This window comes from Catenibacillus scindens, from assembly GCF_014202115.1.
Classification (GTDB): domain Bacteria; phylum Bacillota; class Clostridia; order Lachnospirales; family Lachnospiraceae; genus Catenibacillus; species Catenibacillus scindens.
Genome location: NZ_JACHFW010000015.1, coordinates 20105 through 34375, shown reverse-complemented (window position 1 = coordinate 34375; position 14271 = coordinate 20105). Strand labels below are relative to the sequence as shown.

General features: G+C 43.9%; 23 protein-coding genes and 1 pseudogene. All 24 read left to right on the top strand.

The window, feature by feature from the left end:
- The first annotated feature begins 12 nt into the window (after positions 1 to 12).
- Positions 13 to 267 (top strand): 30S ribosomal protein S17, encoded by a 255-nt coding sequence (rpsQ, locus tag HNP82_RS14665; protein ID WP_334298291.1) that lies wholly within the window; start codon positions 13 to 15, stop codon positions 265 to 267.
- A 31-nt stretch (positions 268 to 298) separates the two neighbouring features.
- Positions 299 to 667, top strand: a complete 369-nt coding sequence (rplN, locus tag HNP82_RS14660; RefSeq protein WP_183775910.1) for a 50S ribosomal protein L14 — start codon at positions 299 to 301, stop codon at positions 665 to 667.
- 13 nt (positions 668 to 680) lie between these two features.
- Positions 681 to 1001: a 50S ribosomal protein L24 gene (gene rplX / locus HNP82_RS14655; protein WP_334298290.1), complete on the top strand. Its 321-nt coding sequence runs from the start codon at positions 681 to 683 to the stop codon at positions 999 to 1001.
- A 23-nt stretch (positions 1002 to 1024) separates the two neighbouring features.
- Entirely contained in the window at positions 1025 to 1564 is a 540-nt protein-coding gene (gene rplE, locus HNP82_RS14650; protein ID WP_183775908.1) for a 50S ribosomal protein L5, read from the top strand.
- A gap of 16 nt (positions 1565 to 1580) precedes the next feature.
- On the top strand, positions 1581 to 1766 hold the full coding sequence (locus tag HNP82_RS14645) for a type Z 30S ribosomal protein S14 (protein WP_183775906.1): 186 nt from the start codon (positions 1581 to 1583) through the stop codon (positions 1764 to 1766).
- A gap of 140 nt (positions 1767 to 1906) precedes the next feature.
- Positions 1907 to 2302 (top strand): 30S ribosomal protein S8, encoded by a 396-nt coding sequence (gene rpsH / locus HNP82_RS14640; RefSeq protein WP_183776035.1) that lies wholly within the window; start codon positions 1907 to 1909, stop codon positions 2300 to 2302.
- A gap of 203 nt (positions 2303 to 2505) precedes the next feature.
- Positions 2506 to 3048, top strand: a complete 543-nt coding sequence (rplF, locus tag HNP82_RS14635) for a 50S ribosomal protein L6 (protein ID WP_183775899.1) — start codon at positions 2506 to 2508, stop codon at positions 3046 to 3048.
- An 18-nt stretch (positions 3049 to 3066) separates the two neighbouring features.
- Positions 3067 to 3435 carry a 50S ribosomal protein L18 gene (gene rplR / locus HNP82_RS14630; RefSeq protein ID WP_183775897.1) on the top strand — a complete coding sequence of 123 codons (369 nt, stop codon included), beginning with the start codon at positions 3067 to 3069 and terminating at the stop codon, positions 3433 to 3435.
- 15 nt (positions 3436 to 3450) lie between these two features.
- Positions 3451 to 3960: a 30S ribosomal protein S5 gene (gene rpsE, locus HNP82_RS14625; protein WP_183775895.1), complete on the top strand. Its 510-nt coding sequence runs from the start codon at positions 3451 to 3453 to the stop codon at positions 3958 to 3960.
- Between the two features lie 17 nt (positions 3961 to 3977).
- A complete protein-coding gene (gene rpmD / locus HNP82_RS14620; RefSeq protein ID WP_183775893.1) occupies positions 3978 to 4160 on the top strand; it encodes a 50S ribosomal protein L30 in 183 nt (60 codons plus the stop codon).
- Between the two features lie 31 nt (positions 4161 to 4191).
- Positions 4192 to 4632: a 50S ribosomal protein L15 gene (gene rplO, locus HNP82_RS14615; protein WP_183775891.1), complete on the top strand. Its 441-nt coding sequence runs from the start codon at positions 4192 to 4194 to the stop codon at positions 4630 to 4632.
- Positions 4632 to 5960, top strand: a complete 1329-nt coding sequence (gene secY / locus HNP82_RS14610; RefSeq protein WP_183775889.1) for a preprotein translocase subunit SecY — start codon at positions 4632 to 4634, stop codon at positions 5958 to 5960. Before rplO ends, secY begins: the two co-directional genes overlap by 1 nt.
- Positions 5961 to 6186: 226 nt before the next feature.
- Positions 6187 to 6795 (top strand): DUF4854 domain-containing protein, encoded by a 609-nt coding sequence (locus HNP82_RS14605; protein ID WP_183775887.1) that lies wholly within the window; start codon positions 6187 to 6189, stop codon positions 6793 to 6795.
- A gap of 332 nt (positions 6796 to 7127) precedes the next feature.
- Positions 7128 to 7775, top strand: coding sequence for an adenylate kinase (locus tag HNP82_RS14600; RefSeq protein WP_183775885.1), 648 nt, complete (start codon positions 7128 to 7130; stop codon positions 7773 to 7775).
- Position 7776: 1 nt separating this feature from the next.
- Positions 7777 to 8569 (top strand): annotated as a pseudogene (gene map, locus HNP82_RS18705) (type I methionyl aminopeptidase).
- Positions 8556 to 8858, top strand: a complete 303-nt coding sequence (locus tag HNP82_RS14590; RefSeq protein ID WP_183775883.1) for a KOW domain-containing RNA-binding protein — start codon at positions 8556 to 8558, stop codon at positions 8856 to 8858. Before map ends, HNP82_RS14590 begins: the two are co-directional and overlap by 14 nt.
- A gap of 2 nt (positions 8859 to 8860) precedes the next feature.
- The gene (gene infA, locus HNP82_RS14585; protein WP_183775881.1) at positions 8861 to 9079 is read left to right on the top strand and encodes a translation initiation factor IF-1; all 219 of its coding nucleotides are present in this window, start codon (positions 8861 to 8863) and stop codon (positions 9077 to 9079) included.
- 70 nt (positions 9080 to 9149) lie between these two features.
- Entirely contained in the window at positions 9150 to 9263 is a 114-nt protein-coding gene (gene rpmJ, locus HNP82_RS14580; protein WP_003497809.1) for a 50S ribosomal protein L36, read from the top strand.
- A 404-nt stretch (positions 9264 to 9667) separates the two neighbouring features.
- Positions 9668 to 10036, top strand: coding sequence for a 30S ribosomal protein S13 (gene rpsM, locus HNP82_RS14575; RefSeq protein WP_183775879.1), 369 nt, complete (start codon positions 9668 to 9670; stop codon positions 10034 to 10036).
- 29 nt (positions 10037 to 10065) lie between these two features.
- Entirely contained in the window at positions 10066 to 10461 is a 396-nt protein-coding gene (gene rpsK, locus HNP82_RS14570; protein WP_183775877.1) for a 30S ribosomal protein S11, read from the top strand.
- A 17-nt stretch (positions 10462 to 10478) separates the two neighbouring features.
- Positions 10479 to 11072, top strand: a complete 594-nt coding sequence (gene rpsD, locus HNP82_RS14565) for a 30S ribosomal protein S4 (protein ID WP_183775868.1) — start codon at positions 10479 to 10481, stop codon at positions 11070 to 11072.
- A 231-nt stretch (positions 11073 to 11303) separates the two neighbouring features.
- A complete protein-coding gene (locus tag HNP82_RS14560; RefSeq protein ID WP_183775860.1) occupies positions 11304 to 12260 on the top strand; it encodes a DNA-directed RNA polymerase subunit alpha in 957 nt (318 codons plus the stop codon).
- Between the two features lie 22 nt (positions 12261 to 12282).
- Positions 12283 to 12819: a bL17 family ribosomal protein gene (locus tag HNP82_RS14555; protein ID WP_183775858.1), complete on the top strand. Its 537-nt coding sequence runs from the start codon at positions 12283 to 12285 to the stop codon at positions 12817 to 12819.
- A gap of 440 nt (positions 12820 to 13259) precedes the next feature.
- On the top strand, positions 13260 to 14258 hold the full coding sequence (locus HNP82_RS14550) for a uroporphyrinogen decarboxylase family protein (RefSeq protein ID WP_183775856.1): 999 nt from the start codon (positions 13260 to 13262) through the stop codon (positions 14256 to 14258).
- Positions 14259 to 14271 lie beyond the last annotated feature (13 nt).

Here is a 14271-nt window from a genome sequence, read left to right as displayed (position 1 = left end):
AGGAGCATTGTTGTGGAAAGAAATCTTAGAAAAGTAAGAACCGGTATCGTTGTCAGCAATAAGATGGAAAAAACAATCGTTGTTGCCGTACAGGACCGTGTAAGACATCCACTTTACAAAAAAATCGTCGATAGAACTTATAAGTTAAAAGCACACGATGAAAATAATGATTGTAACATTGGCGACAGAGTAAGAGTTATGGAAACAAGACCTTTATCTAAAGATAAAAGATGGAGACTTGTGGAAATTATCGAAAAAGCGAAATAATTTGTGCTTGGCATGATTAGGAGGTAAAGTCATGATTCAACAGGAGACCAGACTTCGTGTGGCCGACAATACCGGTGCTAAAGAACTCCTTTGCATTCGTGTTTTAGGCGGTTCCACAAGAAGATATGCGAATATTGGTGACATCATCGTTGCTTCGGTCAAAGATGCAACACCAGGCGGAGTTGTTAAAAAGGGCGACGTTGTTAAGGCCGTTGTTGTTCGTACTGTAAAAGGTGCGCGCCGTAAAGACGGTTCATATATCCGGTTTGACGAAAATGCTGCAGTTATCATCAAAGATGACTTAAATCCGAGAGGAACACGTATTTTTGGGCCGGTAGCCCGGGAATTAAGAGAGAAACAGTTCATGAAGATTGTTTCCCTGGCGCCGGAAGTACTGTAAGGAGGTATCGGCTGTGTCCAGTATTAAGATTAAAAAAGGCGACCTTGTCAGAGTAATCGCCGGTAAAGATAAAGGTAAAGATGGTAAAGTGATCGCAGTCAACCACAAGAATAATACAGTTCTGGTTGAGGGCGTAAATATGATTACAAAGCACACAAAACCTTCCGCTGCGAATCAGCAGGGCGGTATCATCCATCAGGAGGGCCCGCTTCATGTTTCCAATGTAATGTATCTTTACAAGGGACAACCTGCAAGAATCCAGTACCAGATCAAGGACGGAAAGAAAGTCCGCGCTGCCAAAGTTAAAGACGCTCAGGCAGTGATCATCGACTAATCGCAGGAAGGAGGAAGCAAAACGTGAGTAGATTAAAAGAAACTTACAATAATGAGATTGTTGCAGCAATGACTGCAAAATTCGGATATAAAAACGTTATGCAGGTTCCTAAGCTGGCCAAGATCGTTATCAATATCGGTGTTGGTGAGGCTAAAGACAATGCAAAGACATTAGATGCGGCTGTTAAGGATCTTGAGACCATCGCCGGACAGAAAGCTGTTGTCACAAGAGCAAAGAAATCTGTGGCTAACTTCAAAATCCGTGAAGGTATGGCTATCGGCTGCAAAGTTACATTAAGAGGCGAAAAAATGTATGAATTTGCGGATCGCCTGATCAATCTGGCACTCCCACGAGTACGTGACTTCAGAGGTGTCAGCGCAGATTCTTTCGATGGCAGAGGAAACTATGCTTTAGGTATTAAAGAGCAGTTGATCTTCCCTGAGATCGAGTACGATAAAGTAGACAAAGTAAGAGGTATGGACGTTATTTTTGTTACTACCGCTCATACAGATGAAGAAGCCCGTGAACTGTTAAGATTGTTTGGCATGCCATTCAGAAAGTAATAAGGAGGGAAATTTCATGGCTAAGACAGCAATGAAAGTTAAACAGCAGCGTCCTGCTAAATTCTCCACAAGAGAATACAATCGCTGCAGAATCTGTGGTCGTCCGCACGCTTACTTGAGAAAATACGGTATCTGCAGAATCTGCTTCCGTGAGTTAGCTTACAAAGGCCAGATCCCTGGTGTAACAAAAGCAAGCTGGTAATCACGAAACGCCCGGTAGAGTTTTCCATTACCGGTGTGGAGTCGTTCTTCGGGCAGAGCGCGAAGAACTTCAGATGAAGTGACTAACGCCTGCACCAAAGAAGGCGTTTCAGATGTTGAAAAGGAGGAACAAATTCCATGATGAGCGATCCTATTGCAGATATGCTTACAAGAATTCGTAATGCGAATACTGCAAAACATGATACAGTAGATATCCCTGCATCTAAAATGAAAGAATCCATTGCAAAGATTCTTTTTGACGAAGGATATATTAAAAGCTATGAGATCACTGGCGAAGGTGTAAACCGCACCATCAAAGTGACATTAAAATATGGTCAGGACAAAAACCAGAAGACAATCTCCGGAATTAAGAGAATTTCCAAACCAGGTCTTCGTGTTTATGCAAATGCTGAAAATATGCCGAAGGTACTTGGCGGTCTTGGCGTAGCCATTGTTTCCACAAACAAAGGTGTGATCACAGACAAAGAAGCAAGAGCCCTTAATGTTGGCGGCGAAGTATTAGCATTTGTATGGTGACCGAAAGCACTTAGCGAGGCAAGCCTGAAAGGCGTAGCCGAGGTTAGTGCGAGGTCGTTCGCGAGCATTGGCATTGAGGCCTTAGTGAATCCGAGCGTAAGCGAAGGATGAACTTAGTCCGAAAGCCGTTCTGTGAGCCACGCGAACAGAACATCCTTATTTGAATCTATTAAATTTATCATATACATTATGGAGGTACGGGCATGTCACGTATAGGAAGAATGCCAATCGCTATTCCTGCAGGCGTAACTGTAGATGTAGCAGAAAATAATAAAGTGACTGTAAAGGGTCCTAAAGGAACACTTGAGAGAGTGCTTCCCGCTGAAATGGACATTAAAATTGAAGACGGACACGTAGTGGTTACAAGACCGAACGACTTAAAGAGAATGAAATCTTTACACGGTCTTACAAGAACACTTATCAATAATATGGTTGTCGGTGTTACCGATGGCTACAAAAAAGATCTGGAAATCAACGGTGTTGGTTACAGAGCCCAGAAGCAGGGCAACAAATTAATCTTATCATTAGGATATTCACATCCGGTTGAGATGGTAGATCCGGAAGGTGTGACTACCACTCTTGATGGTCAGACCAAAATCACAGTTTCTGGTATTGACAAGGAAAAAGTAGGCCAGTATGCGGCTGAGATCAGAGACAAGAGAAGACCTGAACCTTACAAGGGTAAAGGTATCAAGTACGCTGACGAAGTTATCCGGCGTAAAGTTGGTAAGACTGGTAAGAAATAAGTAAAGGAGTGAATATTAATGATTAGCAAAGAGTCAAGAAGCAAAGTTCGCGAAAAGAAACACAGACGTCTGCGCCATCATCTTGCTGGTACACCGCAGCGTCCTCGTTTAGCTGTATTCAGAAGTAATAATCATATTTACGCTCAGATCATTGATGACACTGTTGGTAATACACTGGTAGCTGCTTCCACAATGGAAAAAGAGATCAAAGCAAGCGTTGAAAAGACAAACAACGTTGAAGCCGCAGCCGCTGTGGGCACAGCAATTGCTAAAAAAGCTCTTGAAAAGGGTATTACACAGGTTGTATTTGACAGAGGCGGATTTATCTATCAGGGTAAAGTTCAGGCATTAGCTGATGCAGCTAGAGAAGCTGGATTACAATTCTAGCAAGGAGGAAAACACATGAAACGTACAATCATTGATGCTAGTCAATTAGAATTAACCGAAAAAGTAGTATCAATCAAACGTGTAACTAAGGTTGTAAAAGGTGGTCGTAACTTCCGGTTCGCAGCATTAGTTGTCGTTGGTGATGGCAACGGACATGTCGGCGCAGGCTTGGGAAAAGCTACTGAAATTCCTGAAGCTATCCGCAAAGGCAAAGAAGACGCTATCAAAAAGCTTATCGAAGTGCCAGTTGATGAAAATGGCAGTGTAACACATGACAATTTAGGTAAATTCGGAAGTGCAACTGTTTTACTTAAACAGTCTCCTCTGGGTACCGGTATCATCGCCGGCGGCCCGGCCCGTGCGGTTCTCGAACTTGCCGGCTATAAAAATATCCGTACAAAATCTCTTGGTTCCAGTAACAAACAGAATGTTGTACTTGCGACTCTCGATGGTCTTTCAAATCTGACAACCATTGAAGAAGTTGCCAAAAAGCGCGGCAAATCTGTTGAAGAGATCCGCGGGTAATTAAGGAGGCATAAAAAATGGCAGATAAATTAAAGATTACTTTAGTTAAATCTACAATTGGTGCAGTTCCTAAGCATAAGAAAACTGTAGAAGCTCTGGGTCTGAGAAAGCTTCATCACACAGTAGAATTGCCAAACAACGCAGCAGTAAAAGGCATGGTAAACCAGGTTAAACATCTTGTAAAAGTTGAAGAAATCTGATTTCCCTGTAAAAATGTAAGGAGGTGCAAAGATGAATTTATCAGAATTAAAACCAGCCGTTGGTTCAAAACATAACGATAATTTCAGAAGAGGCCGTGGACATGGTTCAGGAAACGGTAAAACAGCAGGTAAAGGCCATAAAGGTCAGAAAGCGCGTTCCGGCGCACCAAGACCAGGTTTTGAAGGTGGACAGATGCCTTTATACAGACGTATTCCTAAAAGAGGCTTCCACAATATCAACACGAAAGATATCGTAGCGATCAATGTTGACGTATTAAATCGTTTTGAAGATGGCGCTGAAGTTAATATCGAAACTCTTCTTGAGTCCGGCGCGATCACAAATCCTAAAGACGGCGTAAAGATTCTTGGCAACGGCGAGTTGACTAAGAAATTAACGGTTAAAGCCAATGCTTTCAGCGCAGGCGCTGTAGAAAAAATTCAGGCTCTTGGTGGAACAGTAGAGGTGATCTAATGCTGACAACACTTAAAAATGCATTCAAAATTAAAGATGTACGTTCCCGTATCTTATTTACTTTTGTAATGCTTATCATTGTCAGACTGGGCGCCGCTATCCCGACACCCGGAGTCAACAGTGAGGTTTTTTCCGCCTGGTTTGCAAATCAGACTGCAAACACAGGCGGCGCACTGGATTTCTTTAATGCCATGACTGGCGGCTCTTTTACTCAGATGTCTATTTTGGCTCTGAATATTACGCCGTACATTACATCTTCCATTATCATGCAGCTTTTGACTATAGCTATTCCTAAGCTGGAAGAAATGCAGCGTGACGGTGAAGACGGCAGAAAGAAGATCCGGGAGATCACACGTTATGTGACCATTGCGCTGGCATTGATCGAAGGTCTTGCTATGGGAATCTCTTTCTCCAGAGCCGGCTATCTCACACAGAACAATATTTTTGGTATCCTTGTTGTTGTTCTTTCTCTGACAGCAGGATCCTCCCTTGTTATGTGGCTGGGCGAGCAGATCACGGAAAAAGGTGTGGGCAACGGTATTTCCGTTATTCTTTTGATCAACATTGTATCAAGAATCCCTGAAGATTTCCGGACACTTTTTGAACAGTTTGTTTTTAACTCCAGCAATATTGTGACTGGCGGCCTTGCGGCGCTGATCATTATTGCTGTTGTCGTGCTTACAGTTGTTCTTGTTGTTTATCTTCAGGGCGGTGAGCGCAGAATCCCTGTCCAGTATTCCAAAAAAGTTGTTGGGCGCAGAATGGTCGGCGGACAGTCTACCAATATTCCATTGAAGGTAAACACAGCCGGCGTTATCCCTATTATCTTTGCTTCATCCATTATGTCTCTCCCTGCGATTATCGTGAATTTTATTGGAGTGACACCCAGTGGTATCTGGGGACATATTATCAATGGATTAAACAGTAATAACTGGTGTGTGCCTGCAACTCCATGGTATAGTATTGGCCTGATCATTTATATTGTACTGGTAATCTTTTTCGCTTATTTCTACACAGCGATTACCTTCAATCCCATGGAAATCGCTGACAATATGAAGAAGCAGGGTGGCTTTATTCCCGGTATACGTCCCGGAAAGCCTACAGTAGATTACCTGACAAAAATTCTTAATAATATTATCTTTATCGGTGCCTGCGGTCTTGTGATCGTCGCCTTCATTCCAATTTTCTTTAATGGTGTATTCGGAGCTAATGTATCCTTCGGCGGTACATCTTTGATCATTATAGTAGGCGTTGTACTGGAAACAATGAAGCAGGTAGAGTCCATGATGCTTGTACGGCATTATAAAGGCTTCCTCAATGAAGATTAAGATTAAATGAAAGCCATTTTGTTTCAAAGAGTTTTTGAAACAGATGGCTTTTTTATTCCCGTGGGCGGTGAGTTTTGCGGATGCGCCTGCCCAGCACCCACAGGAGTGGATGTACGATAGATCGGGCTGAGCTGTTATTTAAAATAAATGTTGCGTATTTAGTTGTTTTAGGATATTATATAGTGGTGTTGCGGACAAGCATTCCGCACGAGAGAGGAGAATCGTTATGAAAACAATGATGAGAAGAACGATGGCTTTAGTATGTTCCTTTGCGCTGACTTTTGCGCTGACTGCCTGCGGCGGTTCAAATAACAGCTCCACAGCAGCCGCAGATACCCAACCGGCTGCCGAATCTGTTGTGGAAACTGAGACTGTGGCTCAGACTGATGTTCAGACAGAAGCTCAGACAGAAGCTCAGACAGAAGCGAGTGTAGCTGAGGCGGACACCTCCCAGGTTAGTGATACCCAGGGTTCTGCTGACACAACATCATTCGCCCTTTACAGTTCTCTTGATGAGTTTGTAAATTCCAGCGAGATGCAGGATCAGATTGCCACTCAGCAGGAGAGTCTGGCAGGTTCCGGAATGAGTGTGGACATTACAGCGGACGGGGATCGCCTTGTATACACATTTACTCTGGATGATACAGTGGCAGCCAGCGTTACTCCGGAATCCCTTGAGGAAGGTATGGAAGCCCAGGCATCAACTTTCGAGAGCATCGCCTCAACATTAAAGCTGGCCGTTGATGTGGAAAACCCTGTAGTTGTTGTGGAATATGTGGACAGCCAGGGCAATGTTATCTACTCTGGTGAATTTTCAGCAACAGATCAGCAATGAGAAACGTCGGGCTGAATTATTGCAATTTTCTGCCAACCTTTCAGGATTGGGGAAAGGGCGCCGTTTTGCCATCTGTATAGATGGACGCGGCGCTTTTTTTGCAAAGAATAAAATATTTAGGTATTGTTTTAAATCAATTTTTGTATTATACTAAAAGCAGCGCCTTGTCAGGAGTTTGAGGCAGAAAGGGTTGTATAACCTGCAGGTGGCAACGCTCTGACCCTGCTGTCTGTGCTGTACTGACCTGGCAGTTACTGTAAGTTCCTGCGGTATGCAGGCAGTTTGCCCTAAATGGGGCGGGAAATTGTTGGACATATGAATGGAGGATAATTATGAAGATAATTATGCTGGGTGCGCCTGGTGCCGGCAAAGGTACACAGGCCAAGAAAATTGCAGAAGTATGCAATGTTCCTCATATATCAACCGGAGATATTTTCAGAGCAAATATCAAGAACGGTACAGAGCTTGGGGCTAAGGCCAAAGAGTATATGGACAAAGGTCTGCTCGTTCCGGATGAACTGGTCTGTGATCTCGTCGTTGATAGAATTCAACAATCCGACTGTGAGCAAGGGTATATTTTGGACGGTTTTCCGAGGACCATTCCTCAGGCTCAGGCCCTGACAAATGCCCTTAATGCCATCGGCCAGAAGATGGAATATGCGATTAATATTGAAGTCCCTGACGAAAATATTATTCGGAGAATGTCCGGCCGCCGTGCATGTGTTGGATGCGGAGCAACATACCATGTGGTTTATAACCCGACCAAGGTTGAAGGTGTCTGCGATGTGTGCGGTGAAGCCCTGATTCTCCGGGATGATGATAAACCGGAAACTGTTAAAAACCGCTTAAACGTGTATCATGAGCAGACACAGCCTCTCATCGACTACTATAAGAATGAAGGTATTCTTGTGGAAGTGGATGGGACTAAGAATATGGATGAAGTATTTGCGGACATCTGCAAAGTGATAGGAGTTCACTGATATGTCTGTAAGTATAAAATCACCCAGGCAGATTGAAAATATGCGCGAGGCCGGCCGTCTGCTGGCCATCGTGCATAAGGAACTGCACAAAGCACTGAAGCCGGGCATGTCCACATGGGATATTGACCGGCTTGGAGAGACGATCATCCGAGATTTTGGCTGTATTCCCAATTTTAAAAATTATAACGGATACCCTGCATCAATCTGTGTTTCCGTCAATGATGAAGTTGTTCACGGGATTCCCTCTAAGGAGCATATTATTCAGGAGGGGGATATTGTCAGTCTGGATGGGGGCCTGATCTATAACGGCATGCATTCAGACGCGGCCCGCACATGGGGGGGTAGGCGAAGTTTCCCTGGAAGCGGCCCGCCTGATGGAAGTAACGAGGCAAAGTTTTTTTGAAGGTATAAAACTGGCAAAAGAAGGCAATCATTTATTTGAGATTTCCGCTGCAATCCAGGATTATGTTGAGTCTTTTGGCTACAGCGTTGTCCGTGACCTTGTGGGACACGGAATTGGCACTCACCTTCATGAAGACCCTCAGATCCCCAACTTCAGACAGAAAGGCAGGGGCCTAAAACTTCAGGCTGGAATGACGCTGGCTGTAGAACCTATGGTCAATGCCGGAAGTTATGACGTGGAATGGCTTGATGATGACTGGACAGTTGTTACAGAAGACGGCTCTCTCTCTGCCCACTATGAAAATACGATCCTCATAACAAAAGACGGCTGCGAGATTTTAACGCTGCTCCCTGAAGAACAGAAAACAGGAGTGTCGGATGCCGAAAAATGATCATTATAATAAAGAGTGGGTTCCCGGACAATTGGCCCTGTCGCTAATGGGCCATGATAAAGGAAGAGTTTACGTTGTTTTGCAAAGTGAGGGCGAACGGTTATATGTGGCGGATGGCATGCGCCGCACATTGGAGCGGCCCAAACTAAAAAGTTTTAAACATGTTCAGAAAATTCCCATATCCCTTGAGAGACTGTTAGAAAACGTCCAGATGGGCAGTCTCACAGACGGGGATATTAAAAAGGCCATAAAAACTTATAAATTGATGATGAAAGATCAGGAGGAATAAGAATGTCGAAGGCGGATGTTATTGAAGTCGAAGGTGTTGTTGTAGAAAAACTGCCCAATGCCATGTTTCAGGTAGAATTGGAGAACGGTCACAGAGTTCTCGCTCATATCAGCGGTAAATTGAGAATGAATTTTATCAAGATTTTGCCGGGAGATAAAGTGACCATCGAATTGTCTCCCTACGATCTGACAAAAGGCAGAATTATTTGGAGAGATAAATAATTTATTGCTTGACATGTGCCAAATTATGGTGTTATAATATGAAATGGACGTTTTGAAAGGAGAGATTGAAGTGAAGGTAAGATCATCCGTAAAGCCTATCTGCGAGAAGTGCAAAATCATCAAAAGAAAAGGCAGTATTCGCGTTATCTGCGAAAATCCAAAACACAAACAGAGACAAGGCTGATATTCAGGCTTGGCTTTTGTGTTGTTATCCCCTTTTTGACATTTGTCATTAAGGTCATTTATGCGGCTGCAGTGAGAAACACCAGGGGGTGTTGTATCACTTTTTTATATACGTGAATGGCGCGCCTTATGCGCTGCATTGGCGTGCGTCGCGAGTGTTCCGCAAATTCCGTCAGATTTGCGGAATTTGTCTGCCTGTCTGCGGACATGGACAGACCTGACATAAAGAGTTAGCATTTATGTCGAAGCTATATCCAGGTTACATACCAGTTATAGCACTTTATTAATAAGAAACGAAATGAACAGAGTATGGGTTGGCGTCATATAAGCATTTCACCGTGTGCATTCTATGTACATGTTATATGGAACAGACTCATACGGAATAACCAGTGGAGGTGTAATTACATGGCTCGTATCAGTGGTGTAGATTTACCAAGAGAAAAGCGTGTTGAAATCGGACTTACTTACGTTTATGGTATCGGTAGAGTAAGCTCAAATCGTATCCTTAAAGAAGCAGGTGTTAATCCCGACACACGTGTCAGAGACTTAACTGACGAAGAAGTGGCCAGAATCCGTGATATTATTGATGCGTCTCAGGTAGTTGAAGGTGATTTACGTCGTGAAATCGCAATGAATATTAAGAGACTTCAGGAAATCGGATGTTATAGAGGAATCAGACACAGAAAAGGACTTCCTGTGCGTGGTCAGAAGACAAAGACTAATGCCAGAACAAGAAAAGGTCCTAAGAGAACAGTTGCAAATAAGAAGAAGTAATATAATATCCTAACAGGAGGTTTTCGTCAATGGCTAAGAAAGTGACAAAAAAAGTGACTAAGAGACGTGTTAAAAAGAACATTGAACGCGGTCAGGCACATATTCAGTCATCTTTTAACAATACAATTGTTACACTTACAGATTCAGAAGGCAATGCTATTTCATGGGCAAGTGCCGGTGGACTTGGTTTCCGTGGTTCCAGAAAGTCCACTCCTTATGCTGCACAGATGGCTGCAGAGACAGCGGCAAAAGCAGCGTTACCACATGGTTTAAAATCCGTCGAGGTTATGGTTAAAGGTCCTGGTTCAGGACGTGAAGCCGCGATCCGGGCTCTTCAGGCCTGCGGTATTGAAGTTACAAGTATCAGAGACGTGACTCCGGTTCCACATAACGGATGCCGCCCACCGAAACGCAGAAGAGTCTAATAGGAGGTTAGTTAGATATGGCAAGAGATATGGTCCCAGTATTAAAAAGATGCAGAAGTCTTGGACTTGATCCGATTTATCTGGGTGTAGATAAAAAATCCAATAGACAGTTGATCCGCGGAACTCGTAAAAAAAGCGAGTATGGTCAGCAGCTTCAGGAAAAACAGAAAGCTAAATTCATCTACGGCGTATTAGAGAAACCTTTCAGAAACTATTATGAGAAAGCCAGCCGTATGAAAGGCCAGTCTGGTGAGAACCTTATGATCATGCTTGAGAGCAGACTGGACAACGTTGTTTTCAGACTTGGCTTCGCGAGAACACGTAAAGAGGCCAGACAGATCGTTGGTCATAAACATATCAGTGTGAATGGAAAAACTGTAAACATTCCTTCTTACTTAGTTAAGGCCGGAGATGTTATTGAGATCCGTGAAAAATACAAAACATCTCAGCGGTATAAAGACATTCTTGAAGTAGCAGGCGCAAGACTTGTTCCGGAATGGCTTGAAGCTAATCAGGAAGCGCTTTCCGGTACCGTTAAAGAACTGCCTACAAGAGAGCAGATCGACGTTCCAGTAAACGAAATGCTTATCGTCGAGTTATATTCTAAATAATATGCGCATAGGGCATGAGCAGTGCAGGGATGTACATAAGATGCTGTTGGGATTCTTTCCTATAAGGCAGCTTATGTGCAGACGTGCAGGGCAGAATCTGTCACTGTACGGCCCGATGGCGGCATAGTGACACTGAGCTTTTTGGTGGGGCGCGGCCTCATGAGAAAGTTGTCATGCCAAAGTTTATATTACCCTCAATCAACAATTAACCCAAAGAAGGAGGGCCCTAGAGTGTTTGACTTTGAAAAACCGAAAATCGAGATTGCACAGATTTCAGATGATAATAGATACGGCCGTTTTGTCGTTGAGCCTCTGGAGAGAGGTTATGGAATAACACTTGGTAATTCTTTAAGAAGGATCATGCTTTCTTCTTTGCCGGGTGCGGCAGTCAGCCATGTCAAAATTGACGGGGTTGTTCATGAGTTCAGTTCTATTCCCGGTGTCAAGGAAGATGTGACAGAGATTATCATGAACATTAAGAGCCTGGCAATTAAGAATACAAGCGAGACGTCTGAGCCGAAAGTTGCCTACATTGAGTTTGAAGGCGAAGGTGTGGTTACTGCGGCTGATATCCAGACAGACCCGGATATTGAGATCCTCAACCCGGATCAGGTGATCGCTACATTAAGCGGAGCCGACAGCAGACTTTACATGGAACTGACCATCACAAAGGGCAGAGGCTATGTAAGTTCTGATAAAAATAAAAAAGAAGATTTGCCGATCGGTGTGATTCCGGTAGATTCCATCTATACACCAGTAGAAAGAGTAAATCTTACAGTGCAAAATACTCGTGTGGGTCAAATCACTGATTTTGATAAGCTGACATTAGACGTTTACACAAATGGTACTTTAGCGCCGGATGAAGCTGTCAGTCTGGCAGCGAAGGTGTTAAGCGAGCATTTGAATCTGTTCATTGATCTTTCCGAAAATGCCAAGACCGCGGAAGTCATGGTAGAAAAAGAGGACAATGAAAAAGAGAAAGTTCTGGAAATGAATATTGATGAACTGGAATTGTCTGTTCGTTCTTACAATTGTCTCAAGAGAGCAGGTATCAATACAGTTGAAGAATTGACCAACAGAACTGCTGAAGATATGATGAAAGTCAGAAATCTTGGACGTAAGTCATTAGAGGAAGTCCTGGCAAAACTGAAAGAACTGGGACTTCAGTTAAATCCAAGCGACGAATAAAGGTGAAGAAGGAGGATACACCATGGCAGGCTATAGAAAACTTGGAAGAACTTCCAATCAGAGAAAAGCTTTGCTTAGAAATCAGGTGACAAATCTTTTATATCATGGAAAGATTCGTACAACTGAGGCTAAAGCCAAAGAGATCAGAAGAATTACTGAAGGCCTTATTGCCCTTGCTGTGAAAGAAAAAGATAACTACGAAACAGTAACAGTACAGGCAAAGGTTGCTCGTAAAGATAAAGACGGCAAGAGAGTAAAAGAGGTTGTTGACGGCAAGAAAGTGACAGTATTCGATACTGTTGAGAAGCAGATCCAGAAGGACAACGCTTCCAGACTTCATGCAAGAAGACAGATGCTGAAAGTTCTCTACCCTGTGACAGATGTTCCAAAGGAAGCTGCCCAGAAGAAAGCCAACACAAAATCTGTTGACCTTACAAAGAAACTCTTTGATGAGATCGCTCCTAAGTACGCAGACCGTAAAGGCGGATATACACGTATCGTGAAGATTGGCCAGCGTAAAGGCGACGCTGCAATGGAAGTACTCATTGAGTTAGTATAATTATCGGTTATAATAAAAGAACCATGGCTGTAAAGGCTGTGGTTCTTTTTTAGTTCGCCCGCCATGGGCGGGCTCTAACGGGTGAAAGTCCCGAGTGCGCGTAGGCAACGACGAAGCACATAGCTGAACAGCAAGGGTGTCCATCGTGAGGTGGAATCTGGAGGAAGCTGTAGGCAAACCTCTGACCTGACGGACAGAAACAGAGGAATTTTCTCCTATTCGATTATCACAGGAAAACATATTTCCGGCAATATAAAAAACGATCATCTTTAGCAATCACTGCATGGGGTGGAAAAGAAAGACCATCCAGCGTTGGAGAAATCTGCAAAATGAATTCTATTTTAAAAGAGTGTTTACGTGGAAAGCTATTTCCATTATAATAGTTTTAAGATCCCCTGAAGATCTTTCAATATCTCAGGGGTACAGAGGAGGTATATGTCATGACAGAAAAAGAGAAAGTTCTGGCCATGCTGGCCGGTGAGCCTGTGGAGGGTCTGGTACGGGCATGGGAGCCTTTTGCTATGCTCTGGGATCCCATCAGCGCTTTTATTACCCCGGCGCGCCAGGGAGCCACAGTGAAAGACGCCTGGGGCGTAACATTGTCCTGGAAAGAAGATCAGCCGGGAATTATGCCCCTTGAGGGGGAGGAATATTTAGTGTGCCCGGATATTACCCAGTGGCGGGAAAAAGTTATCGCGCCGGATATTGAGGGACAGGCTTTTGATTATACAGGGGTGCTGAAACAGAAAGAGGAGATCCATGCCCAGGGTAAAATCGCGCTGGGATTTTCGCCCATCGGTATTTTTGAACTGCTCCATAATCTTCTGGGCTTTGAGAATGCTCTCATGGACTTTCTGCTGGAGCCGGAAGAGATGCATGATCTTATCGACTACCTGACTGATTTCAGGCTGAGGCATTTTAAAATGCTTGTGGAAAATGTCCGTCCGGATATGATGCTTTTCCACGACGACTGGGGAGCAAAAAATAATCTGTTTATGAGTCCGGAAATCTGGCGGGAATTTATTAAGCCGGCCTATGAAAAACTCTACGGTTACCTCCATGATCAGGGGGTATTTGTGATGCATCATGCGGACAGTCATCTGGAAAAGGTTGCCTCTGACCTGGAGGACATCCACATTGATATCTGGCAGGGGGCGCTGCCGCAGAATAATATTCCCAAGATCCAGAAGGAGATTCGAGGAAACATGATTCTCATGGGCGGCATTGACGCCTCTGTAGTAGACCATAAAGATCCCGATGAAAAGGTGATCCGGAAGGAAGTGGACCGGGCCTGCAGGGAATACCTTCCCGGCGGACATTTTATTCCATGCCTCACCTACGGTGGTCCGGGTGCGATTTTTGAGGGAGTTGATCCCATTATTGACGATGAATTGGATAAGATCAACAGTCAGTTGATCCAGGGAACCTATTGGAATTAAATCCAGAAATAAG

Coding starts and splice junctions, on each gene's coding strand:
- rplN (WP_183775910.1), top strand. CDS start 299: ATGATTCAACAGGAGACCAGACTTCGTGTGGCCGACAATACCGGTGCT.
- HNP82_RS14645 (WP_183775906.1), top strand. CDS start 1,581: ATGGCTAAGACAGCAATGAAAGTTAAACAGCAGCGTCCTGCTAAATTC.
- rpsH (WP_183776035.1), top strand. CDS start 1,907: ATGAGCGATCCTATTGCAGATATGCTTACAAGAATTCGTAATGCGAAT.
- rplF (WP_183775899.1), top strand. CDS start 2,506: ATGTCACGTATAGGAAGAATGCCAATCGCTATTCCTGCAGGCGTAACT.
- rplR (WP_183775897.1), top strand. CDS start 3,067: ATGATTAGCAAAGAGTCAAGAAGCAAAGTTCGCGAAAAGAAACACAGA.
- rpsE (WP_183775895.1), top strand. CDS start 3,451: ATGAAACGTACAATCATTGATGCTAGTCAATTAGAATTAACCGAAAAA.
- rpmD (WP_183775893.1), top strand. CDS start 3,978: ATGGCAGATAAATTAAAGATTACTTTAGTTAAATCTACAATTGGTGCA.
- rplO (WP_183775891.1), top strand. CDS start 4,192: ATGAATTTATCAGAATTAAAACCAGCCGTTGGTTCAAAACATAACGAT.
- secY (WP_183775889.1), top strand. CDS start 4,632: ATGCTGACAACACTTAAAAATGCATTCAAAATTAAAGATGTACGTTCC.
- HNP82_RS14605 (WP_183775887.1), top strand. CDS start 6,187: ATGAAAACAATGATGAGAAGAACGATGGCTTTAGTATGTTCCTTTGCG.
- HNP82_RS14600 (WP_183775885.1), top strand. CDS start 7,128: ATGAAGATAATTATGCTGGGTGCGCCTGGTGCCGGCAAAGGTACACAG.
- HNP82_RS14590 (WP_183775883.1), top strand. CDS start 8,556: ATGCCGAAAAATGATCATTATAATAAAGAGTGGGTTCCCGGACAATTG.
- infA (WP_183775881.1), top strand. CDS start 8,861: ATGTCGAAGGCGGATGTTATTGAAGTCGAAGGTGTTGTTGTAGAAAAA.
- rpsM (WP_183775879.1), top strand. CDS start 9,668: ATGGCTCGTATCAGTGGTGTAGATTTACCAAGAGAAAAGCGTGTTGAA.
- rpsK (WP_183775877.1), top strand. CDS start 10,066: ATGGCTAAGAAAGTGACAAAAAAAGTGACTAAGAGACGTGTTAAAAAG.
- rpsD (WP_183775868.1), top strand. CDS start 10,479: ATGGCAAGAGATATGGTCCCAGTATTAAAAAGATGCAGAAGTCTTGGA.
- HNP82_RS14555 (WP_183775858.1), top strand. CDS start 12,283: ATGGCAGGCTATAGAAAACTTGGAAGAACTTCCAATCAGAGAAAAGCT.
- HNP82_RS14550 (WP_183775856.1), top strand. CDS start 13,260: ATGACAGAAAAAGAGAAAGTTCTGGCCATGCTGGCCGGTGAGCCTGTG.